Origin of the sequence: Halomonas sp. 1513, assembly GCA_001971685.1 — a bacterium.
GTDB lineage: Bacteria > Pseudomonadota > Gammaproteobacteria > Pseudomonadales > Halomonadaceae > Franzmannia.
Genome location: CP019326.1, coordinates 111,028 through 132,008, shown reverse-complemented (window position 1 = coordinate 132,008; position 20,981 = coordinate 111,028). Strand labels below are relative to the sequence as shown.

20 protein-coding genes are annotated in these 20,981 nt (G+C 66.3%); 4 read left to right on the top strand and 16 right to left on the bottom strand.

Annotation, left to right across the window (positions count from 1 at the left end; genetic code table 11):
• Window positions 1-9 precede the first annotated feature (9 nt).
• The 13 genes from BWR19_00610 to BWR19_00550 form a co-directional block, all read right to left on the bottom strand.
• Window positions 10-1,344, bottom strand: a complete 1,335-nt coding sequence (locus tag BWR19_00610; protein APX91573.1) for a type VI secretion system-associated protein — start codon at window positions 1,342-1,344, stop codon at window positions 10-12.
• A complete protein-coding gene (locus BWR19_00605; GenBank protein APX91572.1) occupies window positions 1,344-1,889 on the bottom strand; it encodes a type VI secretion system-associated lipoprotein in 546 nt (181 codons plus the stop codon). The genes BWR19_00610 and BWR19_00605 overlap by 1 nt, the downstream gene beginning before the upstream one ends.
• The gene (locus BWR19_00600) at window positions 1,886-3,250 is read right to left on the bottom strand and encodes a hypothetical protein (protein APX94840.1); all 1,365 of its coding nucleotides are present in this window, start codon (window positions 3,248-3,250) and stop codon (window positions 1,886-1,888) included. Before BWR19_00600 ends, BWR19_00605 begins: the two co-directional genes overlap by 4 nt.
• A gap of 5 nt (window positions 3,251-3,255) precedes the next feature.
• Window positions 3,256-4,272: a hypothetical protein gene (locus BWR19_00595; GenBank protein ID APX91571.1), complete on the bottom strand. Its 1,017-nt coding sequence runs from the start codon at window positions 4,270-4,272 to the stop codon at window positions 3,256-3,258.
• On the bottom strand, window positions 4,236-5,999 hold the full coding sequence (locus tag BWR19_00590) for a type VI secretion protein (protein APX91570.1): 1,764 nt from the start codon (window positions 5,997-5,999) through the stop codon (window positions 4,236-4,238). Before BWR19_00590 ends, BWR19_00595 begins: the two co-directional genes overlap by 37 nt.
• 23 nt (window positions 6,000-6,022) lie before the next feature.
• Entirely contained in the window at window positions 6,023-6,451 is a 429-nt protein-coding gene (locus BWR19_00585; GenBank protein ID APX91569.1) for a type VI secretion protein, read from the bottom strand.
• Between the two features lie 16 nt (window positions 6,452-6,467).
• The gene (locus tag BWR19_00580) at window positions 6,468-7,949 is read right to left on the bottom strand and encodes a type VI secretion protein (protein ID APX91568.1); all 1,482 of its coding nucleotides are present in this window, start codon (window positions 7,947-7,949) and stop codon (window positions 6,468-6,470) included.
• 55 nt (window positions 7,950-8,004) lie between these two features.
• Complete coding sequence (locus BWR19_00575; protein APX91567.1) at window positions 8,005-8,514, bottom strand: type VI secretion system-associated protein; 510 nt, start codon at window positions 8,512-8,514, stop codon at window positions 8,005-8,007.
• A 357-nt stretch (window positions 8,515-8,871) separates the two neighbouring features.
• A complete protein-coding gene (locus BWR19_00570; GenBank protein APX91566.1) occupies window positions 8,872-9,678 on the bottom strand; it encodes a transposase in 807 nt (268 codons plus the stop codon).
• Between the two features lie 20 nt (window positions 9,679-9,698).
• Window positions 9,699-10,235 carry a transposase gene (locus tag BWR19_00565; GenBank protein ID APX91565.1) on the bottom strand — a complete coding sequence of 179 codons (537 nt, stop codon included), beginning with the start codon at window positions 10,233-10,235 and terminating at the stop codon, window positions 9,699-9,701.
• 98 nt (window positions 10,236-10,333) lie between these two features.
• Window positions 10,334-12,280, bottom strand: a complete 1,947-nt coding sequence (locus tag BWR19_00560; GenBank protein ID APX91564.1) for a 1-deoxy-D-xylulose-5-phosphate synthase — start codon at window positions 12,278-12,280, stop codon at window positions 10,334-10,336.
• Between the two features lie 12 nt (window positions 12,281-12,292).
• The gene (locus BWR19_00555; protein ID APX91563.1) at window positions 12,293-13,177 is read right to left on the bottom strand and encodes a geranyl transferase; all 885 of its coding nucleotides are present in this window, start codon (window positions 13,175-13,177) and stop codon (window positions 12,293-12,295) included.
• Window positions 13,174-13,416 (bottom strand): exodeoxyribonuclease VII small subunit, encoded by a 243-nt coding sequence (locus tag BWR19_00550; protein APX94839.1) that lies wholly within the window; start codon window positions 13,414-13,416, stop codon window positions 13,174-13,176. Before BWR19_00550 ends, BWR19_00555 begins: the two co-directional genes overlap by 4 nt.
• Window positions 13,417-13,681: 265 nt before the next feature.
• Between BWR19_00550 and BWR19_00545 the strand changes: the two genes are divergently transcribed.
• The 4 genes from BWR19_00545 to BWR19_00530 all read left to right on the top strand — a co-directional run bounded on the left by BWR19_00545 (window position 13,682) and on the right by BWR19_00530 (window position 17,439).
• A complete protein-coding gene (locus BWR19_00545; GenBank protein APX91562.1) occupies window positions 13,682-14,932 on the top strand; it encodes a D-3-phosphoglycerate dehydrogenase in 1,251 nt (416 codons plus the stop codon).
• Between the two features lie 173 nt (window positions 14,933-15,105).
• Window positions 15,106-16,071: a hypothetical protein gene (locus tag BWR19_00540; GenBank protein APX91561.1), complete on the top strand. Its 966-nt coding sequence runs from the start codon at window positions 15,106-15,108 to the stop codon at window positions 16,069-16,071.
• Between the two features lie 141 nt (window positions 16,072-16,212).
• The gene (locus tag BWR19_00535) at window positions 16,213-17,100 is read left to right on the top strand and encodes a hypothetical protein (GenBank protein APX91560.1); all 888 of its coding nucleotides are present in this window, start codon (window positions 16,213-16,215) and stop codon (window positions 17,098-17,100) included.
• A gap of 105 nt (window positions 17,101-17,205) precedes the next feature.
• Window positions 17,206-17,439, top strand: coding sequence for a hypothetical protein (locus tag BWR19_00530; GenBank protein ID APX91559.1), 234 nt, complete (start codon window positions 17,206-17,208; stop codon window positions 17,437-17,439).
• A 7-nt stretch (window positions 17,440-17,446) separates the two neighbouring features.
• On the opposite strand, the gene BWR19_00525 is transcribed toward BWR19_00530, so the two are convergent.
• The 3 genes from BWR19_00525 to BWR19_00515 are packed head-to-tail and all read right to left on the bottom strand — an operon-like array spanning window position 17,447 to window position 20,739.
• Window positions 17,447-18,598: a mandelate racemase/muconate lactonizing protein gene (locus tag BWR19_00525; protein APX91558.1), complete on the bottom strand. Its 1,152-nt coding sequence runs from the start codon at window positions 18,596-18,598 to the stop codon at window positions 17,447-17,449.
• A 31-nt stretch (window positions 18,599-18,629) separates the two neighbouring features.
• On the bottom strand, window positions 18,630-19,814 hold the full coding sequence (locus BWR19_00520) for an alpha-hydroxy-acid oxidizing enzyme (GenBank protein ID APX91557.1): 1,185 nt from the start codon (window positions 19,812-19,814) through the stop codon (window positions 18,630-18,632).
• 16 nt (window positions 19,815-19,830) lie between these two features.
• Complete coding sequence (locus tag BWR19_00515; GenBank protein ID APX91556.1) at window positions 19,831-20,739, bottom strand: dihydrodipicolinate synthase family protein; 909 nt, start codon at window positions 20,737-20,739, stop codon at window positions 19,831-19,833.
• Between the last annotated feature and the right edge of the window lie 242 nt (window positions 20,740-20,981).

Here is a 20,981-nt window from a genome sequence, read left to right as displayed (position 1 = left end):
CTTGCATGCTTAGCTCCTGATCGCCCAGAACTGCATTTCCAATCCAGGGAAGTCGCCTGCCACGTGGAAGGCGAAGCCGCTGGCCCCGTCGAGCATCTGCCAGGCCTGGCTCTGGCGGTCGAGCTGGAAGTAGCTGTAGCCGGCGTGATAGGGCAGCTCACGCGGCGCCACCGGCAGCGGCGTCAGCGGCACCCCGGGCAGCTGCAGGCTGATGAGATCGCGAATGCGCTCGACGCTGGCAACCTTGGTCTGCTGCAGGAACAGCTTGCGCAGCCGTTCGTGGGGCATGTCGGCACGCACCGCGAGAATGAAGTCGGCGGCGTCGAGCAGGCTCGGGTCCGAGAGCGGCGCCACTAGCAGGCCGAAGCGCCGCGACTGCAGCTGGATGGCCAGCGCGCGCGGCTCGAGCACCGTCGACAGCGACTGGCGCAGGCTCTGCATCAGCGGTCGGAAGGCGCGCTCGGGGTGATCGTGGTCGTAGGCCGGAAACTCCGGCGGCAGCCGCGATTCGTCGGTGAAGGTGACCAGCTCGCTGGCGGTCTCGAGCATGGCGTCGTAGAGCCGCTCGGGGTGCAGCTGGCCGAGCCGCGCCAGATGCTGGAAGCGCGGCTGGGCGCGGTTGAGCAGCTGCAGCAGCATGAAATCCGAGACGTCGGCGACGCCGGTCTGGTGCGGCGTGGCCAGGCGCTGCGAGATATTGCGGGCGCGCTCGCGCATCAGCCCGGCCATCTCGCCGACGAAGCGCTGCAGGCCGCTGGCGGCCTGGACGTTGAGCAGGGTCGGCAGGAACGGGTCATCGAGTACCAGGCTGCCGTCGGCGCGCCGCTCGACGATGCGCGCCACCGCCAGGCAGGCGTAGGCGCTGCGGTCGTCGCGCTCGAGCAGCAGCCGCGGCGCCACCCGCGCCACTTCGAGATCGGCGTGGTCGCCGTCGCGGGAGTGCAGGTCGCGCACCTGGCGGGTCGAGGCGCGGTAGCGCGCCGGCAGCGCGTCGTCGGGCCAGTGCACTTCGCCCACCGCATCGGTGGCCAGCGGCAGGCCCAGGTAGACTACCTGATTGGTGATCGAGGCGTCGTCGATCTCCAGCGGCGCAGGCTCGATGTCGTCATCCGGCAGTTGGAAGGCAGTGCCGTCGGGCATCACTCCGCTGGCGCGGCTGATGGCGACGCGCCCGAAGCTGAGAAATTCGGCGTTGAGCTCCAGCGTCAGAAAGCCGTAGAGGTCATGACTGACCCCTCGCAGGCGCATGTCGACCAGCCCCTCGAGGCTGCGCTGCTGCTGCTGGAAGTGCTGCGGCTTGATGAACAGCCCCTCACTCCAGACCACTCGGTTGCGGCTGGCCATCAGTCTTCCTTCCTCAGCTCGGCTTCCAGGGCGCGCAGATGCACCAGCAGGTGATAGTGCTGGCCCCGCGACTGCACCTTGACCACCTTCTTCCACTCCGCCTCTTCGGTGTTGGCGTAGAAGGCGATGAGGCCGATATAGCGCGTCTCTTCGTCGACCTCGAACGGCTCGTAGAACTTCCACTGCCCGGGGAGCAGGGTGAAGTCGTCGTGGGTCAGGTAGTTGGTGCCCAGCGCCTCCTCCAGGTCGTCGCGCAGCTGGCCGAGGTCGGCGGCCATGAGCATCGAGTCGTCCTTGAGCTGGAGGATCTGGAAGCGCAGCGGCGTGCCCTCGCCGTCAACGTTGGGATTGACGTCGGGCTCGGCGATCATCGCCAGGTCGACCCGCGTCGGGCGATCCTCGGGGTAGCCCACCGGTATCGACGGATCGCGCAGCACCTGCCAGGTCTTGCTGCCGGCCTCACGGGTCGAGGCGCAGCCGCTGAGCAGCAGGGCGACCAGTACCAGGCAGCACCAGCCGGCGTAGCGGGAGGTCAGATGAGTCATGCTCCCTCCCGCTGCTGGCGACGCACCGACTGGTCATAGGCCTGCTCGAAGACTTCCCAGAACAGCTTCTCGAAGCCCTGCTGGCGCCCGGAGTTGAGCTCCTGGAAGTAGTGGCGGTACATGTCCCAGGCCCAGCCGCCTTCGTCCTCGACCCGGCTGCCGGCGCCGCGGTATGCATGAAAACGCTTGAGCAGCGCCTCGGGAGCGAAGGCCGAGAGAATCGCCTGCAGCGCCTCGCCGATGGCATCCTCCACCGCCGCCTGGTGCTGGCCCTGGTGGGTCAGGCACTCGGCCACCGCCGCCGGCGCCGAGAGGTGCACCGGGCTGCGCTTGGCGGCAAACAGGGTGGAGACGGTCTCGCGGTAGGGCTGGCCCAGGCGCAGCGGGTTGTCCTCGATGGGCTGCAGGCGGCGGTCGCGCAGCGGGTAGCGGCTGTCGTCCTGGGCCTGGTGCAGCGCCTGCAAGCCTTCGATGGCCGCGCGCAGCGTGTTGCCGGCTTCCTGCAGGAAGGCCTGCTGCTCGGTCGTGTCGCGAAAGCGCAGCTCGGCGCCCATGGCGCGCAGCAGCGGATCGGCGCCGACGTGCCCTGCCGCCGAGGGGGCCGGCTCCTGCCAGCGGTCCTCGAGCTGCTCGCCCACCGAGCGCTCCAGATCGTCCAGCAGCCGTTCATCCATTTGCGTACTCCTGTCCATGCCCGTCTCCTCGCGTTGTTTGATGGCCGGCATGCGCATCGCCGCCTGACGCCGATCGTGTAGGTCATATGCCCTGTCGCCCGGGGCTTGGGTCTCGTCCCAGGCGCTGTCGAGCACATCGATTACCGTCTCGTCGTCGCCGGCCGGGTCGGCCAGCGCGCTGAGCGGGTCGCGCTGCCGCGCTCCCGGGGTCGACTCGCCGAGCGCCTCGAGCGGATCGTCATGGCGCGCCGGGGCGGCCTGCTTGAGCGGCGCCCCGCTGCCGTCCAGCGCCTCCTGCTCCTCGGTGACCAGTGCCGCCAGCGGCTGGGCGCCGGGCTGGGCCGCCTGGCGGTCGCCGAGGTGAACCCGCAGCCGGTACTCGCCGACCAGCAGCTCATCGCCGTCGCGTAGCGCGACTCGCCGGTCGCGGCCGACCGGCAGGGTGGCGTGATTGACGAAGGTCTGGCCGCTGCGGTCGACCAGGCAGAAGCGCCCGTCCTGGCGCTGCAGCTGGGCGTGGCCCGGCTGGATGCGCCCGGCGTGGTCCTGCAGCAGCCAGTCGTCGCTGCCGCCGCTGCCCAGGGTGCCGCCCGCCTCGTGGAACACGTGGCTGCTGGTCGAGCGCCCCTCGAGGCGCTCGCTGTTGGTGACCACCAGGGTGATGGCCGAGTGTCGGGTCGCGTGCATGGGCATTAACCTGTCATCTGGATGCGCACTCGGCGGCGCCGCGCGGCGCCGCCGGATTCGGGATTGACGAAGGTGGTCCAGCCGAGCTGGCAGCTGCCGGCCTCGCCGAGTCGCATGGGGCGCACCGCGCTCTCCAGCAGCTCCAGCTCGAGGTCGTAGGCGAGCGGCTCACGCAGCACGAAGTCGACCAGCGTCTTGAGCGGCGCGTGCTCACAGCCGTCGGGCAGGAAATCGCGAAAGCGCTCGAGGCTCAGGCCGCGCAGGCATAGCGCGAACTTGCCGCCGACATCCGCGACCCGCTCGCCGGCGACCATGTCCTGGCCCAGGGTCATGCCGCTCATGCCGCTGCGGCTGCGCTGGTCCGCGGGGATCTCGACCCAGCGCATCACCCACTCCTCGACCTCCACGCCGTCGAGATCGAAGCAGTGGCCGACCACGCTGCTGACCACCTCCGGGGAGCGCGAGCGCCCGGCCAGCAGGCCGGCATAGGCCAGCATCTTGCTCCAGTTGATCGGCGTCTCGCCGCGCAGCTCGCCGTCGGCCAGGCCGACCAGCGCGAACACCGCCGCCGAGAAGCCGTCGCGGGCACCATCCTGGTAGCGCACGTAGTGGCGATACTTGCGCCAGCTGCGGTGCACCAGGGTCAGCAGGCGGTGGTTGAAGAAATCGAGAAAGTCCCCGGCCACCCCTTCGCGGTGGGCGGCCTCGTGGGCCAGCGTCTCGAGGTAGTAGCCGGGCAGCGGCGACTGGGCGCCCTGCAGGCCGAAGAAGCTCACCTCCAGGTCGTAGTGGCCCGCCGCGGTCGGCGCCAGGGCCACCACGTCGCTACCGGGAAAGCCCAGCGACGCCGAGGCCCGGTAGCGCACCCGTTCGGCCACGCTACCGCCCCCACCAGCCTCGAGGTCATCCTCATGGTGGCGGTGCAGCAGCTCGACGAGCTGGTAGAAGTCGTAGCGGCGGGCCCCTCGCAGCAGGGGCGCCAGCGCTACATCAGTGGCTGTTGTCCCGACTGCAAGGTCCATGTGTAGCGCTCGCGGTTGTGGCGATTGATGACGTGCAGCTCATGGAACGAGTTGATGCTGGCGTAGAGCGAAAAGAATCGCGCCAGCACGCTGCCGAACAGATACAGGCTGCCCTCGTCGCCGAACGCCTCCTGGTCGAGGGTCATCACCGAGCGCAGCCCGCGTACCGGCAAGCCCCGCGCCAGGCGGTCGATGGACGTCGTCTCGATCGCCACGATCCCGGCCAGGCGCTTCTGGGCGACCCGCTCGGCCTGGCGGTCGACCAGTGCCCGGAAGTCGTAGGCGCGCAGCACCGAGCACAGGGCGTCGCGCTCGAGCAGCGACAGGTAGTTGAGCGACAGGTTGGAGATCAGGGTCCACAGCAGGCTGCCGTCGAGGGTCGGGCGCAGCGCCGGTGTCGGCCGGGTGATATTGCGAAAGCCGGCATAGGCCGGGCTGTCCTCGGTGGGCACGCAGATATCGCCCACCGTGAGGCGCTCGGGCAGCTCGCGGTTGCTGCAGGTCAGGCGCAGCGAGACGGTCTCGCGCAGGCCCAGGCAGGCGCGTTCGTCGCCGCGCACGAAGGCGATGTCGTGGTCGAAGCCGTCGCCGCGCAGGCTGTCGCGCACGCGCACCCGGTAGTAGAGCGCCTCGCGCTGGCGGTCGCGCTCGATCTGATGCTGAAAGCTCTCGAACGGCACATAGTTGCGCGGCTCGCCGCGCACCTTGCCCGCGTCGCTCTCCAGCCAGCCGTGTACCGCATCGACGCTGAACACTTCGAAGTGCGACGGGTAGCGGCTACTGGGATGGATACGATATTCACTGCGCTCGCCGCTGAGATCGACCGGATCGGCGTCGTGGGAAAACAGGTTGATGGCCGGCGTGCAGTAGAGTGCCAGATGCTCGTCGCGGACCCTGGCATCTGCCGGCAGGGTGCGCGAGAACACCAGCCGCAGCGTGACCCGCCCGGCATGCCGCGCCGGCAGGTGATCCCCCAGGCCGACCAGATCGAAGAACTGGAACGCCTCGGGGAAGCAGAGGTACTCCTGCAGGATGCGGTAGCCCTGATAGACGTTACGCGGATAGGGCAGCAGCGCATCCTCGCGGGAGAAGCCCACCGGCTGGAGCAGCTTGCTGGGCAAGGGCACCAGCTGGCCGTCCACCTCCAGTTCGAGGCGCGCCAGGTAGTGGCTCAGCCACAGGTAGAGCGTACGCGCCGTGTAGCCATCGCCGCCCAGGTGCAGGCGCAGGTCGTCGACCCCCAGGGCATCCAGCGGCTGGTCGCTGTGCACGTCCAGCGCCAGTTCGACGATCGAGGACTCCCGCGAATGACGCGCCTCGACCCCGGCATGGGCCAGGGGATAGAGCGCCACCTCGTGGCAGGTGCGAAAGCGGCACGCCGTGCCCTCCACCGGGCGGCTGGCCAGGGCAGTGCCCCGCGGCACCCGCTGGCTGGCGCTCAGCGCATGCCAGGTTGGCGTGAACTGCACCACCGTCATGCTTGGCACCGGGCGCAGGTAGTTGGGCCACAGCATGCCAAGCAGCGAGTGCGTCAGCTCGGGAAACTCATCCTCGACCTTCTCGCGCATGCGCCCGGTGAGGAAGGCGAAGCCCTCCAGCAACCGCTCGACGTCGGGGTCGGTGCTACGCTCGGACAGGAAGCGGCTCAGGCCGGGATTGCCCTCGGCAAACTCCCGCCCCTGGCGCTTCAAGAAGTTGAGCTCGTCCCGATAATAACGATTGAGCATGCAAGCCTCGCTGGCAACGGCGATCAATCAAGGCACTGATAGCGCTTGTTATTGAGCAGCAGATCGATGGTGGTCTGGGCGTTCTCGCGGCCCAGCGCCAGGGTGGCGTGTACCTGGAAGTGCAGCTGCAGGGGGTCGCCCCGATTGGGCACCGACTCGACCTCGACGCGACGCACCCGGGGCTCGAAGCGCTCGATGCACTGGCGTATCGCACGCTGGATGTTGAGCTCCAGATCGAGCACGCCGATGGTCGCGTCATTGAAGTCGAGCAGGCCCAGCGCCGGGGCACATTCACTGTGCCCCGGGTGGCTGTTGAGCAGATCCACCAGGTGGCGCTTGATCGACTCAACGGCCTCGGCCAGGCCAGTTTCCCCTGCTGCAGCGGCCCGTTCGGGCGCCGCGAGGCGCTCGAACAGCCGGCTTCCGAGCACGCCGCCAATCTCATCAGCCATGGCGGTGGCGCTCCTCTTATTCCTTGTCGAGACGCCCGACCAGCGACAGCTCGAAGTTGGCGCCCATGTACTTGAAGTGCGGGCGCACGGCGAGCGAGACCTGGTACCAGCCCGGCTCGCCCTCGACGTCGGAAACCTGGATCGAGGCGGCGCGCAGCGGCCGGCGGCTGCGCACGTCGGCCGGCGGGTTCTCCTGGTCGGCGACGTACTGGCGGATCCAGGCGTTGAGCTCGCGCTCGAGGTCCTGGCGCTCCTTCCAGGAGCCGATCTGCTCGCGCTGCAGCACCTTGATGTAGTGCGCCAGGCGATTGATGATGAACATGTAGGGCAGCTGGGTGCCGAGCTTGAAGTTGGTCTCGGCGGCCTTGCCCTCGGCGGTGTTGGGGAAGACCTTGGGCTTCTGCACCGAGTTGGCGGAGAAGAAGGCGGCGTTGTCGCTGCCCTTGCGCATGGTCAGCGAGATGAAGCCCTCTTCGGCCATCTCGAACTCGCGCCGGTCGGTGACCAGCACCTCGGTGGGAATCTTGGCCTGGATCTGCCCCAGCGCCTCATAGGTATGCACCGGCAGGTTCTCGACGGCGCCGCCGCTCTGCGGACCGATGATATTGGGGCACCAGCGGTACTTGGCGAAGCTGTCGGTGAGGCGCTCGGCGAGCAGGTAGGCGGTGTTGCCCCACAGATAGTGCTCGTGGTTCTCGCTGACGGTTTCGCGATAGTTGAAGCTCTTGACCGGGTTCTCGACCGGGTCGTAGGGCATGCGCAGCAGGAAGCGCGGCGCGGTCAGGCCCAGGTAGCGGGCGTCTTCCGACTCGCGCAGGCTGCGCCAGCGGGCGTACTTGGGCCCTTCGAAGATTGCCTTGAAGTCCTTGATATTGGGCAGCTCCTCGAAGCTGTCGACACCGAAGAAGCTGGGCGCCACCGAGGACAGGAAGGGCGCGTGAGCCATCGCCCCCACCGCCGAGGTGTACTGCAGCAGCTTGATATCGGGGGTCGAGGGCGAGAAGTCGTAGTGGCCGATGATGCCGCCCACCGGCTCGCCGCCGAACTGCCCGTAGCCCGAGGCGTAGACGTGCTGGTAGAGGCCGCTCTGGCTCAGCTCCGGAGCGAACTCGAAGTCTTCGAGCAGCTCCTCCTTGGTGGCATGCAGCAGGTCGAGCTTGATGTTCTCGCGGAAGTCGGTGCGATCCACCAGCAGCTTGAGGCCGCGCCAGGCCGACTCGATCTGCTGAAAGCCCTGGTCGTGGAGAATCTCGTCGACCTGGCCGCCGATCTTGCGGTCGAGCTCGACGATCATGCGGTCGACCACGGACTTGTTGACCTGAGGGGCCTCGCTGTCGCTGTTGAGCAGCTCGGCGATAAAGGCCGCCACGCCCTGCTTGGCGACGTCGTAGCCCTCGTCGGCCGGTGCCATGCGCGTCTGCGCCATGACCTGGTCGAGTAGGGATTCCTCGGCCACGGCCTCGGCGGCCTGGCCCTGCTGCTGTGCCGTATCACTCATCACTATGCCTCGAATTCATGGATGATCGCGGCGCCCTAGGGCGCCAGCGAAAAAATCAGCTGTCGCCCTTGGCCTCGCCGTCGAGCAGCTCGAGCTCGGCGAGCAACTGCTGGCGCGCATCCTCGCTCTCCAGCAGCTTCTGCAGCCGGTCACGGAACGCCGGCACGTTGCCCAGCGGCCCCTTGAGGGCGACCAGCGCCTCGCGCAGCTCGACCAGCTTGCGCAACTCAGGCACCTGGCGGGCCACGCTGTCCGGGGCAAAGTCGCTGAGCGACTTGAATTCGAGATCCACCGCCAGATCGGCGGCGTCATCACCATCGGTGAGACGATTGGGCACGCTGGCCTGCAGGCCGAGCCCGGCCTCACGCATCACCGACTGGAAGTTGTTCTTGTCGACCGAGACCGCATCACGCTCTTCGATCGGCGTCTCTTCGGTACCGCCCTTGAAGTCGCCGACCACCAGTAGCTTCAGCGGCAGCTCGGTTTCGGCCTGCTGATCGCCAGTGGCAGGCACGTATTTGATATTGATGCGCTCTTTCGGCGCGACGGTCCCTTCCTTCGCCATGCTGCGACCCCCTGCGGTGAACCCTGAATAATCTTGTATCGAGGGCGCGAGGGTAGGCAGACGCCGACGGGCAATCCAGAGGGGGTAACGGCCTGCCAAGGGGCCGAAGTGCGAAGCAGAGAGGAAGCACGATAGGTGCCAATGCCCTTTATATCGGCAATCTTTCCTGATTTTTCGCGCATTTTATAGCAGTCGCCATCACCGTCTCATCGATGTTGACTACATTAAATGTCAGATATGTCTTACATAAAGTGGCGGTAATTTCGTCGCCAAACCTCATCCATAACGTCGCCTTACGATAAACGTAAGAACGCCCCGACCAAGGGTGAACTGACCCCCAATAGTTGGACGGCTCATTCAGTCGGCGCTCAAGGCCTGAGTCCTGTACTGCACAGGGCTCAGGCCTTTTAATTTCATCTTGATACGCTCGTGGTTGTAGTAATGGATGTAACGGTCGAGGCCTTGCTGCAGCTGCTCTATGGTGTCGAACCGGTTCAAATGGAAGTATTCAGCCTTCAGGGTGCCGAAGAAGCTCTCCATCGCAGCATTGTCCAGACAGTTCCCTTTCCGTGACATGCTACGGAGTATCCGCTTCTCCACCACTAGGCGGCGATATCTGGGGTGGCGATAATGCCAGCCCTGATCCGAGTGGAGCAGCGGCCGGTCCCCCGCGATCAGCCTGCTAAAGGCTTTCTTGAGCATACCCTTCACCAGGTCGAACACCGGGCGTGGCCCTGTCTGGAAGGCAATGATCTCTCCGTTATATAGATCCATGACCGGTGACAGGTAGAGCTTCTGGCCATTGACCTTGAATTCGGTGATGTCTGTCACCCACCGTTGATGGGGACGCTGAGCCTGAAACCGACGCTGCAACGTATTCGGGGCGGCGTAGCCTTCCGCGCCTCGGTAGGCACGATACCGCTTAGGGCGAACCAGGGACTTCAAGCCTAGCTGTTGCATCAACCGCTGGACGGTCTTGTGGTTGATCGCCTCACCTGCCTGCCGCAGAACGGAGGTGATGCGACGGTAGCCATAGCGCCCTTTGTGGCGGTCGTAGATCGCCCGGATACGCGCCTTCAGAGCCGCGTACCGATCGTCAGCGTCCAAGGCCTTGATCTGGTAGTAGAACGTGCTGCGCGGCAGCTCGGCCGCACGCAGCAGCAGCGCCAGTGAGTGCTCATGCCTTAATCCTTGGACGGCTTGGGCTTTTTGCCCCGCGTCGTCGCCCGCTTTTCCTGGATCAAGGCATCGAGCTTTTTTAAGTAGGCATTCTCTGCCCGTAGATAGGCCAGTTCCTCGAGCAGTTCCTCATGGGAGCGCTCCTCATCGGCGCAAGGCTTGGGCGGTGATGGGGGCTTCTGGGGCATGGGGCGGCGTCCCTTACGCTTTGGGGCTAACGCGGTCAGACCCCCACTATGATATTGGCGTTCCCATCTGCCAATAGCGCCAGCGGCACGGATATCAAACAGGGCCTCGGCCTGACGGATCGACAAGCCGTCGCGCCACATCCTTTCCAGCACCTCACGCTTGAACGATGAGCCGTAGTGGTGGCGCGTCTGGCGTAACCCTGAAGGACCATGCTGCCGGTAATGCTCCAGCCATCGCCGGACCATGGAATAATCCAGCTCAAGCTGGCGGGCTACCTCCTTTATGCTGCCCCCCACGCGCAGACATTGCTGCACCACCTGCCACTTGAACTGCTCGCTATATCGATTCCTCATAGAAACACCCCGAAGGTTGGGTTGGATGTCCAACTTTCGGGGTGCAGTTCACAGCCGAGGCGTTGCTATTCCACGTAAGGCGCTGTGAGAGTGGCGGACTAGCCGCCCGTCAGGCGCTGGAGAATCGCCGCCTCGATGCCCGCGGCGTCCAGCCTGCACTCGGCGAGCAGCTCAGCAGGCTTGCCGTGCTCGACGAAAGCGTCGGGCAGGCCCAGGTTGAGCACTTCGGCCGCCACGCCCTCGGCGACCAGCAGCTCATTGACCGCGCTGCCGGCGCCGCCGGCCACCACGTTCTCCTCCAGGGTCACCAGCAGGTCGTGCTCGCGGGCCGCGGCCAGCACGGCGTCACGATCCAGCGGCTTGACCGAGCGCATATTGAGGTGACTGGCATCGAGCCGCTCGGCGACCTCGGCGGCCGGGCCATTGAGGCTGCCAAACGCCAACAGCGCCACGCCACGTCCCTGGCGCCGCGCCTCGGCCTGGCCGATAGCGAGCGGCTCGAGATGCTCGGGAATCTGGGTGCCAGGCCCGGTGCCCCGCGGGTAGCGCACCGCCGCCGGGCCCGGATGGCGATAGGCGGCGCTGAGCATGGCGCGGCACTCGGCCTCGTTGGCGGGGGCCAGGATCACCATGCCTGGCACACAGCGCAGGAAGGAGAGATCCATGCTGCCGTGGTGGGTGGGGCCATCCTCGCCGACCAGCCCGGCGCGATCGATGGCGAAGGTCACATCGAGGTGCTGCACCGCCACGTCGTGTATCAGCTGGTCGTAGCCGCGCTGCAGGAAGGTCGAGTAGATCGCCACTACCGGCTTGGCGCCCTCGCAGGCCATCCCCGCTGCCAGCGTCACGGCATGCTGCTCGGCGATCGCCACATCGAAGTAGCGCTCGGGGTACTCCCGGGAGAAGCGAATCAGGTCGGAGCCTTCGCGCATCGCCGGGGTGATGCCGATCAGCCGCTCGTCAGCGGCGGCCATATCGCAAAGCCAGTCGCCGAAGACGTTGCAATACTTGCGCGGTTTCGGGCGCAGTAGATCACTGCGCGGCGCCGGGCCTGCTGCATCGCGGCTCAGCGTCTTGGACGGCGCGACGGGTGGCGGCGTATCGGCGCCCTTCTCCAGCTTGGTGATCGCATGGAAACCAATGGGGTCGGCCTCGGCGGGCTGGAAACCACGCCCCTTGCGCGTCTTGACGTGCAGGAACTGCGGACCGTCGAGGTCGCGCATATTGCCCAGCGCATGGGTCAGGGCGTCGAGGTCGTGGCCGTCGATGGGCCCGATATAGTTGAAGCCCATCTCCTCGAACAGAGTGGCCGGACTGATCATGCCCTTCATGTGCTCTTCGGTGCGTCGCGCCAGCTCCAGTGCGCCGGGCAGATGCGACAGCACACGCTTGCTGTTTTCGCGCATCGCGGTATAGGGCTTGCTGGCCAGGATCCGCGCCAGATAGCTGGCAATGCCGCCGACGTTCTCGGAAATCGACATCTCGTTGTCGTTGAGCACCACCAGTAGGTTGGCGTCGACGTGGCCGGCGTGAGCCAGCGCCTCGAAGGCCATGCCGGCGGTCAGCGCGCCGTCGCCGATCACCGCGCAGACGCGCCGCCGCTCGCCGCGCGCGCGCGCGGCCAGGGCCATGCCCAGTGCCGCCGAGATCGAGGTGCTCGAGTGGCCCACGCCAAAGGTGTCGTACTCCGACTCGGCACGACGTGGAAACGCCGCCAGGCCGCCGTACTGGCGAATGCCGAGCATCGCCTCGCGACGCCCGGTAAGGATCTTGTGCGGGTAGGCCTGATGACCGACGTCCCACACCAGCCGGTCATGCGGCGTACTCAGGGCGTGGTGCAGCGCCACGGTCAGCTCGACCACGCCGAGCCCGGCGCCGAAGTGCCCCCCGCTGCAGCCCACGCTGTAGAGCAGATAGGCGCGCAGCTCATCGGCCACCTGGGCCAGCTGGGCCGCACTCATGGCACGCAGCCCGGCCGGGGTATCGAGCGTGTCGAGCAGCGGCGTGGCCGGGCGCTCGGCGGGAATTTCGTCGAACAGCTTCATGGAATACCGTCGTCAGTGGTCGCGCTCGATCATGTACCGCGCCAGCTCGGCAAGCGCCGCGCCTTGCTCACCGAGCGGCGCCAGCGCCACGAGGGCGTCATCGAGCAGCCCGTCGGCCTTGGCGCGGGCGCCATCGAGGCCGAGCAGGCTAGGGTAAGTCGGCTTGTCGCGTGCGGCGTCGGCCCCGGAGGCCTTGCCCAACACCTGAGTGTCGCCGATGACATCGAGCACATCGTCGTGAATCTGAAAGGCCAGGCCGATGGCATCGCCATAGGCAACCAGCGCCGCCAGCCGCGGATCCTCCTCGGCGACGGCGATCAATCCCCCCAGGCGCAGCGCGGCACAAATCAGTGCACCGGTCTTATGGCAGTGCATATGCGCCAGGGCGGCTACATCGGGTTGCCCGCCTACCGCCGCCAGGTCCAGCGCCTGGCCGGCAACCATGCCGTCGCGGCCGGCGGCCTTGGCCAGGGTGCCCATCAGCGCCGCCAGGCGCGGCGAATCGCTACCCGCCAGCACCTCGAAGGCCAGCGTCTGCAGGGCATCGCCGGCGAGTATCGCGGTAGCCTCGTCGAAGGCCTTGTGCAGCGTGGGCTGACCGCGGCGCAGGTCGTCGTCGTCCATCGCCGGCAGGTCGTCATGCGCCAGCGAATAGGCGTGAATCAGCTCGATGGCCACCGCCGGCGCGTCGAGGTCGACATCCGCCGCCCCCAGCGCCCGCCCGGCGGCATACACCAGCACTGGGCGCAGCCGCTTGCCGCCGCCCAATACAGCGTAGCGCATGGCCGCTTCGAGGCGTGGCTCGACGGGGCGCCGCGCTTGCCACAGGGCCTCGAGGCAGCCATCGACCCGCGCGCGGTCCTCGACGAGGCGCAGCGTCAGCGGTGCCGCCGTCACTGCGCCGGGCCTTCGGCGTCGAACGGCGCTTCGCCGAGCTCGCCGGCGGGCTGCTCGATCAACTGGCGCACCCTGAGTTCGGCGGCATCGAGGCGCTGCTGGGCATCGCGGGTCAGGCCCACGCCCTGCTCGAAGGCGGCCAGCGAGTCTTCCAGCGACAGCGAGCCGGACTCGAGCCGGGCGACCAGCGCTTCGAGACGTTCGAGGGTGGCGGCAAAATCCTGCGGCGCCGGGGGCATATCAGCCGGGCTATCGACCATGGCGTATGTAGCTCTTCGCACGTGGGAAAATGATGCCACAGTATACACGCTCTACCCCCGGGGTCGTCTGCCCCAGGTTATGCCAGCCGCTACATGCAGCCCGCTCATAGTCACGGCGCAGGATTTTCATCGCCGCCGCCGGCCGAGGCGCGAGCCTGCTGTGCTAGGATAGCGACCCTGTTGCAACAGGCTCACCACGATACCGATAGCAAGCGGCTGCGCCGCACAAAGGGTTGATTCGACGATGGCCAAAACCTCCCTGGACAAGAGCAAGATCAAGATTCTGCTGCTCGAGGGCGTCCACCAGAGTGCAGTGGACAACCTTCTCAACGCCGGTTATACCAACATCGAGCACCTGTCGACCTCGCTGGACGAGGACACGCTGATCGACAAGATCCGCGACGTTCACTTCCTCGGCATTCGCTCACGCACCCAACTGACCCAGCGGGTGTTCGATGCCGCCGAGAAGCTCGCCGCGGTGGGCTGTTTCTGCATCGGTACCAATCAGGTCGATCTGGGGGCGGCGCTGACCCGCGGTATCCCGGTATTCAATGCGCCCTACTCCAATACCCGCTCGGTGGCCGAGCTGGTGCTGGCCGAGGCGATCATGCTGCTGCGCGGCATCCCCGAGAAGAGCGCCCGCGCCCACCAGGGCGGCTGGCTGAAGTCGGCCAAGAACTCCCACGAGGCGCGCGGCAAGACCCTGGGCATCGTCGGCTACGGCAGCATCGGCGCCCAGCTCTCGGTGCTCGCCGAATCGCTGGGCTTCGACGTCATCTATTACGACGTGGTGACCAAGCTGGGCATGGGCAACGCCCGCCAGGTGGCCAGCCTCGAGGAGCTGCTGGCGCGCGCCGACGTGGTCAGCCTGCACGTCCCCGAGCTGCCCTCGACCAAGTGGATGATCGGCCGCGAGCAGATCGCCCTGATGAAGCAGGGCGGCATCCTGATCAACGCCTCGCGCGGCAGCGTAGTGGTGATCGAGGAGCTCGCCGAGGCGCTCAAGGCCGGCAAGCTGCTGGGGGCGGCCATCGATGTCTTCCCGGTCGAGCCCAAGGGCAACAACGAGGAGTTCGAGAGCCCGCTGCGCGGCCTGCCCAACGTGATCCTCACGCCCCATGTCGGCGGTTCGACCCTCGAGGCCCAGGAGAACATCGGCGTCGAGGTCTCCGAGAAGCTGATCACCTACTCCGACAACGGCACCACCGTGACCTCGGTCAACTTCCCCGAGGTGGCGCTGCCCGCGCACCCCGACAAGCACCGCCTGCTGCACATTCACGACAACGTGCCCGGGGTGCTGTCCGAGATCAACCGGGTGCTGTCGGAGAACGGCATCAACATCTCCGGCCAGTACCTGCAGACCAACGAGAAGGTCGGCTACGTGGTGATCGACGTCGACAAGGCCTACGGCGCACAGGCGCTCAAGGCGCTCAAGCAGGTCGAGCATACCCTGCGCGTGCGCGTGCTCTACTCGGAGACCAACTTCGAGGATTGAGCCAGCCGCTGCTCACGGTTCCACCTGGCCTCGTCACCACCGGTGACGAGGCCTTCTTGTATCGGCTTGACCTGGATCAGGTGGCAGGAGATGCAGCGCCCGTGGTGCTGTCGTAGAATGCCCGCCTCAACCCATGGTCCGCCCTTTGCGAGGGCGACAGCCAGGAGCCAAGCATGCAAGAAAGCGTCGATTCGCCGCGGATCGTGGTCGCGGCGTTGTACAAGTTCGTCACCCTGGATGATTTCGAGGCACTCCGCGAGCCGCTGCGTCAGACCATGCTCGCGCACGGCGTCAAGGGCACCCTGCTACTGGCCCGCGAAGGCATCAACGGCACCGTGGCCGGCAGCCGCGAGGCCATCGATGCCCTGCTCGCCTGGCTCACCGCCGACCCGCGCCTGACCGATATCGATCACAAGGAGTCGTACTGCGACGAGCCGCCCTTCTACCGCACCAAGGTCAAGCTGAAGCGCGAGATCGTCACCATCGGCGTGCCCGATATCGACCCCAACGATACGGTGGGCACCTACGTCGAGCCCGAGCAGTGGAACGACGTGATCAGCGACCCCGAGGTGCTGGTGATCGATACCCGCAACGACTACGAGGTCGCCATCGGCAGCTTCGAGGGCGCCATCGATCCTCGCACCACGACCTTCCGTGAGTTTCCCGACTACGTGCGCCGTCACTACGATCCGGCCCGCCACAAGAAGGTGGCGATGTTCTGCACCGGCGGCATCCGCTGCGAGAAGGCTTCGAGCTTCATGCTCAAGGAGGGCTTCGAGGAGGTCTACCACCTCAAGGGCGGGGTGCTGAACTACCTCGAGAAGGTGCCCGAGGCGCAGTCGCTGTGGCGCGGCGAGTGCTTCGTGTTCGACAACCGCGTCACCGTGCGACACGACCTCAGCGAGGGCGACTTCGAACAGTGCCACGCCTGCCGCATGCCGGTGTCGGTCGAGGAGATGCGCTCCGCCGCCTATGAGCCCGGGGTGAGCTGCCCGCACTGCATCGATTCGCTGCCCGAGAAGACCCGCGCCGCCGCCCGTGAGCGCCAGCGCCAGATCGATCTGGCCAAGGCCCGCGGCGAGCCCCACCCGATCGGCCGCGACCCGCGGGTCATGAAGGAAGCTACCGGCCAACACTGAGCATCTTCTTTCAACCACCGCCTCCCTGGAGGAGGCGGCGGTTTTTGTTATGCTGAGGGCACCAATCGAGAGGATTCACTGCTGTGACGCGCATTGCTGCGCAGCATGTCCCGCCGGCTCAGCTTACCAAGGACGGATGCCATGCCCACCTCAGCGGCCTATCTCATCGTGGTACTGGTGTGGGCCACTACGCCGCTGGCCATCAAGTGGAGCGCCGAAGCCGGCGCGCCGGTGGGCAGCGTATGGCTGCGCATGGCGATTGCGGTGGTGCTGGGGCTGGCGATCCTCTACGCCAGCGGGCGGCGCCTGAGCCTGGCCAGGCGCGCCGTGGCCAGCTACACCGCAGCGGTGCCCGGGGTGTTTGGCGCCATGGCGCTGAGCTATCACGCCTCCCAGACCCTCGCCTCGGGGCTGATGTCGGTGATGTTCGGCCTGGCCCCGCTGCTCTCGGGGCTGATGCTGCAGCTGCTGCCCGGCGCCAACAAGCTGGCCCGCTGGCACTGGATCGGCTGCGTGCTGGGGGTGGTCGGGCTGGCGGTGATCTTCGCCGACTCGCTACAGGTCGGCCGCCAGCAGCTCGGCGCCCTGGCACTGATGGTCGTTGCGGTGACGCTGTTCAGCGGCAGCGGCATCGCCGTGCAGCGCGTGGCCGCCGGCCTGCACCCGCTCAACCAGACCGTCGGCGCGCTGCTGCTGAGCATGCCGTGCTTCGCGGTGCTGTGGCTGGTCAGCGGCGAGCCGCTGAGCGTCTCGCTGAGCCAGCGCGGCCTGTGGTCGGTGCTCTACCTCGGGGTATTCGGTTCGCTGCTGGGCTTTCTGTGCTATTACCTGATCCTGTCGCGCCTCAGCGCCGCCACGGTCGCCCTGGTGACGCTAATTACCCCGGTGCTGGCGCTGGGGCTGGGCATGGCCTTCAACGCCGAACAGCCTTCTGCCTCGATGGTGGTCGGCGCGCTGCTGATCCTGACCGCACTGGGGGCTTACCTGTTCGGCGACCGCTTGGCACGCCTGGCGGCGCCACCGCGTTAGCGATATACATCATCAAGTAAATGACCCTGCGGCCGATATTACCGATAATCTAACGTCAAACGCCCGCTTGAGAGGCGATCACCGAATCCTTGTGAGAGTCCGCCCTTGAGAATTTCCCGCAGCCGCAGCGGCAAACGCGACAACCCGAACGCCCCGGCCCATACCGAGAAGCAGATCGAAGGCACGCTGATCATGCTGATCTACTCCGGCCGCCACACCAAGGCCGCCACGCTCTTCGCCGAGGCCCGGCGCATGCTGCCGGGCGTCGACCCCTTCCAGATGGACCGCGTCGCCAACCGCCTGGCCTCGAAGCTCAAGGAGAACGGCATCGAGCAGTGAGCCGCGCTCAGCCTCTCAGGCGATAGCCGTGGGCATCGTGGCTGCTCGAGGTGGCGAGCTGGGTCGCATCGAGGCGCGCCGCCTCGAGCGCAGCGTGGTTGGGCGTAAAGCCTAGCCCCGGCGCGCCCGACAATTGCATGCGGCCATTCTCGGGGTCGGGGGTGCCGTGGAAGAAGTGCTTGCCGACCTGCCAGATGCCGTAGTGGAACTCCACCGCGCCGCCGTTCATCAGGCCGCACAGCAGATGCATGTTGAAGATCGGCCAGCCGCCGCCGTTGGTCATCGGCATGTTGAAGGCCTGGGCCATGTGCGCGACCTTGATCGACTCGGTGAAGCCGCCGTTGTAGATCACGTTGGGCTGGATGATGTCCACCGCGCGCTCGGCGATGAACTCGCGGTAGCGCCAGCGGTTGCCCTCCATCTGGCCGACCGCCAGCGGCATGCTCACCTGGTTGCGCAAATCGGCCAGCGCGCGCACGTCGTTCTGCTGGATCGGCTCCTCGAACCACAGCAGCCGACAGTCGGCTACCGCCTGGGCCAGCTGGCGCGCCTCGAAGGGATCGAACCAGCAGTTGGCGTCGATGATCAGGTCGGCGTCGTCGCCGATCGCCTCACGCACGCAGCGCACCCGCTCCACGTCGTCCTTCCAGGTACGAGACGGATCGCCGCCCACCACCATCTTGAGCATCTGGTGGCCATCGGCGAGGAAGCGCTTGGCGTGCTCGGCGAGCTGGTCGGTATCGAAGAACGGATAGCCGAAGGTGGCGTAGGTCGGCGCCCAGTCGCGGTAGCCGCCGATCAGCTCGTGCACCGAGCGCTGCTCCTGCTTGCCCCAGATGTCCCACAGCGCGATGTCGATGGCCGACAGCGCATTGGAGATCACCCCGGTATAGCCACGGATATTGAGCTTGCGCCAGACGTGGGCGTGGATGCGCTCACGCGACAGCGCCGGCATGCCGAGCAGTGCCGGCTTGAGGTGATGCTCGATGCAGGCCACCACCGCCGCCGGCAGCATTGCTCCGGTGAGACCGAACCCGCCAATACCGGCGTCGGTCTCGACCTCGACGAATACGAACACGCGGCGCTCCACCGACGCCTCGACGCCGGGCACATCGACGTTGAGGGCATGAATCGAGGCACGAATATCGGTAATACGCATGGCAAGGCTTCCTGGTGACTTATGGTTGTGATCAGGCGCCGCTGGCCAGGCGGCTGGTCTCGTAGAGATGCTCGCGGCCCAGGGCGCCGATCTCGGTGACGCCGAGCAGCGCCAGGTCGCGGCGCACCTCATCGGCCAGCAGGGTCGCGGCATGGCGCACCCCGGCCTCGCCGGCACAGGCCGCGGCGTAGTTGAAGGGCCGCCCGAGGAACACGAAGCTGGCCCCTAGCGCCAGCGCCTTGATCACGTCGCTGCCGCGGCGGAAGCCACTGTCGATCATGATCGGGATATCCGGGACATCGGCCACCACCCGCGGCAGCACCTGCAGTGGCGAGACGGTACCGTCCAGCTGGCGCCCGCCGTGGTTGGAGAGGATGATGCCGTCGACCCCGGCATCACGCGCGCGCACCGCATCCTCGGGGTGCAGCACGCCCTTGACCACCAGGCGCCCCGGCCACAGCCGGCGTACCAGGTCGAGGTACTCCCAGTCGAAGTGGCTGCGGCCGGAAAAGTCGCGGGCCACGTGCCGCGAGATGATCGGCGCGCCGCGCTGGGCGTAGTTGTTCTCGAAGTGCGGCATGCCGTGGCGCAGCAGCGTGCGGCAGAAGGTATCCAGCAGCCAGCGCGGCCGCAGCAGACCGTCCACCGCCAGCCGCGCGGTAGGCTTGAGCGGCGATGAGAAGCCGCTGCGGATATTGTGCTCGGGATTGGGCGGCACCGGATAGTCCAGAGTCACCACTAGGTTCTGGAAACCGGCGCGCTTGACGCGCCTGATCAGCGCCTCGATGGCATCCGGCGTGCCTGGCAGGTAGGCCTGAAACCAGTCGGTGCCGCCGCTGGCGGCGACCTCTTCCATGGGGATCAGCGAGGCGCCGCTGAGAATCATCGGAATGCCGGCATGCTTGGCCGCCTGCGCCAGCACCAGGTCGCCACGGTAGGCGGAGATAGCGCTGATGCCCATCGGCGCGATGCCGAAGGGTGCCTGGTGGGTTTCACCGAACAGCGTGGTCTCGAGCGAGATCGACGAGACATTGACGAAGGTGCGCGGCACGAAGCGGTAGTCGTCGAAGGCACTGCGGTTGGCCTGATAGGTCTTGCGGTCCTCGGCGGCGTTGTACACGTAGCCGAAGATTGGCCGCGGCAGTTTCTTCCTGGCCGCCACCTCGAAATCGTGGAGATTGAGGATACCGGCCAGCTTACGATTGCGTTGCGTCATCGAAGGGTTCCTGCACTCACATGGAGAAGCCGTGCTCATTGAGCGCGGTGGCGAGCTGACCACGCTGCGCCTCGTCCAGCGCCACCAGCGGCGGACGCACCCGGCACCAGTCGGCACTATCGCGGAAGTCGGCGATCGCCGACTTGAGCGCAGGGATCATCGGAAAGCCTTCGAACACCTCACGGGTGGCATTCAGCGCCAGCTGTGCCTGGTCGGCGTCGCTCTGCTGCCACTGCTTGGCCAGTGCCACAATGGCCCGGCCGTTGACGTTGGCGGTGGCGCTGATGCAGCCTGCGCCGCCCTCGCGCATGGTCTGCAGCAGGAACCGCTCGTTGCCGGCATAGACCTGGAAGCCATCGCCGGCGAACTGCTGGATCATCGCCCGGGTGTTATCCCAGTCGCCCGAGCTGTCCTTGATACCGACGAAGGTCTCGGGATAGGCCTTGCGCAGCCGCTCGATCAAGCCGAGGCTGATCGGCACCTGGGCCACCGGTGGGATGTGGTAGAGATATATCTTGAGCGTCGCATCGCCGACCCGCTCGACCACTTCTGCGAAGTAGCGATAGAGGCCCTCATCGGGCACGTTCTTGTAGTAGAAAGGCGGCAGCATCAGCACCCCGTGGCAACCCGCCTGCAGGGCGTGCCGGCTCAGCGTCACGGCGTCCTCGATGGCACAGCTGCCGGTGCCCGGCATCAGTCGGCTGCCCGGTATGCCGGCCTCGACCAGGGCATCGAGCAGCTGCTGCTTGTGACTCACGCTCAGCGAATTGGCCTCGGAGTTGGTGCCGAACACGGCCAGGCCCACGTCGTTGTCGACCAGCCATTGGCAGTGCTCGATGTAGCGTGGCAGGTCGGGGGACAGGTCGTCGTGAAACGGCGTGACCACCGGTGACCACACCTTGCCGCTGGCGCTGCTGGAATTCATTATTTTCTCCTCATAAGAACTTCAATGCATTACACTCTACTGCTTCGTGAGCTTAAAATAGCCAGTTGCAAATGGAAAAGCAAAAGCTTAAAATCAAAACACCGCTTAATAGAAGAAACAACACTAAAATTGACATATAACTCGAACCGAGCCCACATATCGAAGCGCGCATTTTATATATTAAGCCCCTGCATAAAACAACCCTAAATGCTTTTATGAGTGGCTATGAAGTCATGTTAAAC

Bases quoted from the DNA above. Each gene is read 5' to 3' on its own strand.
- BWR19_00575 (APX91567.1), bottom strand. From the start codon at position 8,514: ATGGCGAAGGAAGGGACCGTCGCGCCGAAAGAGCGCATCAATATCAAA.
- BWR19_00610 (APX91573.1), bottom strand. From the start codon at position 1,344: ATGGCCAGCCGCAACCGAGTGGTCTGGAGTGAGGGGCTGTTCATCAAG.
- BWR19_00520 (APX91557.1), bottom strand. From the start codon at position 19,814: ATGACGCAACGCAATCGTAAGCTGGCCGGTATCCTCAATCTCCACGAT.
- BWR19_00585 (APX91569.1), bottom strand. From the start codon at position 6,451: ATGGCTGATGAGATTGGCGGCGTGCTCGGAAGCCGGCTGTTCGAGCGC.
- BWR19_00605 (APX91572.1), bottom strand. From the start codon at position 1,889: ATGACTCATCTGACCTCCCGCTACGCCGGCTGGTGCTGCCTGGTACTG.
- BWR19_00600 (APX94840.1), bottom strand. From the start codon at position 3,250: ATGCACGCGACCCGACACTCGGCCATCACCCTGGTGGTCACCAACAGC.
- BWR19_00595 (APX91571.1), bottom strand. From the start codon at position 4,272: ATGGACCTTGCAGTCGGGACAACAGCCACTGATGTAGCGCTGGCGCCC.
- BWR19_00515 (APX91556.1), bottom strand. From the start codon at position 20,739: ATGAATTCCAGCAGCGCCAGCGGCAAGGTGTGGTCACCGGTGGTCACG.
- BWR19_00560 (APX91564.1), bottom strand. From the start codon at position 12,280: ATGAAGCTGTTCGACGAAATTCCCGCCGAGCGCCCGGCCACGCCGCTG.
- BWR19_00565 (APX91565.1), bottom strand. From the start codon at position 10,235: ATGAGGAATCGATATAGCGAGCAGTTCAAGTGGCAGGTGGTGCAGCAA.
- BWR19_00545 (APX91562.1), top strand. From the start codon at position 13,682: ATGGCCAAAACCTCCCTGGACAAGAGCAAGATCAAGATTCTGCTGCTC.
- BWR19_00550 (APX94839.1), bottom strand. From the start codon at position 13,416: ATGCCCCCGGCGCCGCAGGATTTTGCCGCCACCCTCGAACGTCTCGAA.
- BWR19_00535 (APX91560.1), top strand. From the start codon at position 16,213: ATGCCCACCTCAGCGGCCTATCTCATCGTGGTACTGGTGTGGGCCACT.
- BWR19_00525 (APX91558.1), bottom strand. From the start codon at position 18,598: ATGCGTATTACCGATATTCGTGCCTCGATTCATGCCCTCAACGTCGAT.
- BWR19_00590 (APX91570.1), bottom strand. From the start codon at position 5,999: ATGCTCAATCGTTATTATCGGGACGAGCTCAACTTCTTGAAGCGCCAG.
- BWR19_00540 (APX91561.1), top strand. From the start codon at position 15,106: ATGCAAGAAAGCGTCGATTCGCCGCGGATCGTGGTCGCGGCGTTGTAC.
- BWR19_00580 (APX91568.1), bottom strand. From the start codon at position 7,949: ATGAGTGATACGGCACAGCAGCAGGGCCAGGCCGCCGAGGCCGTGGCC.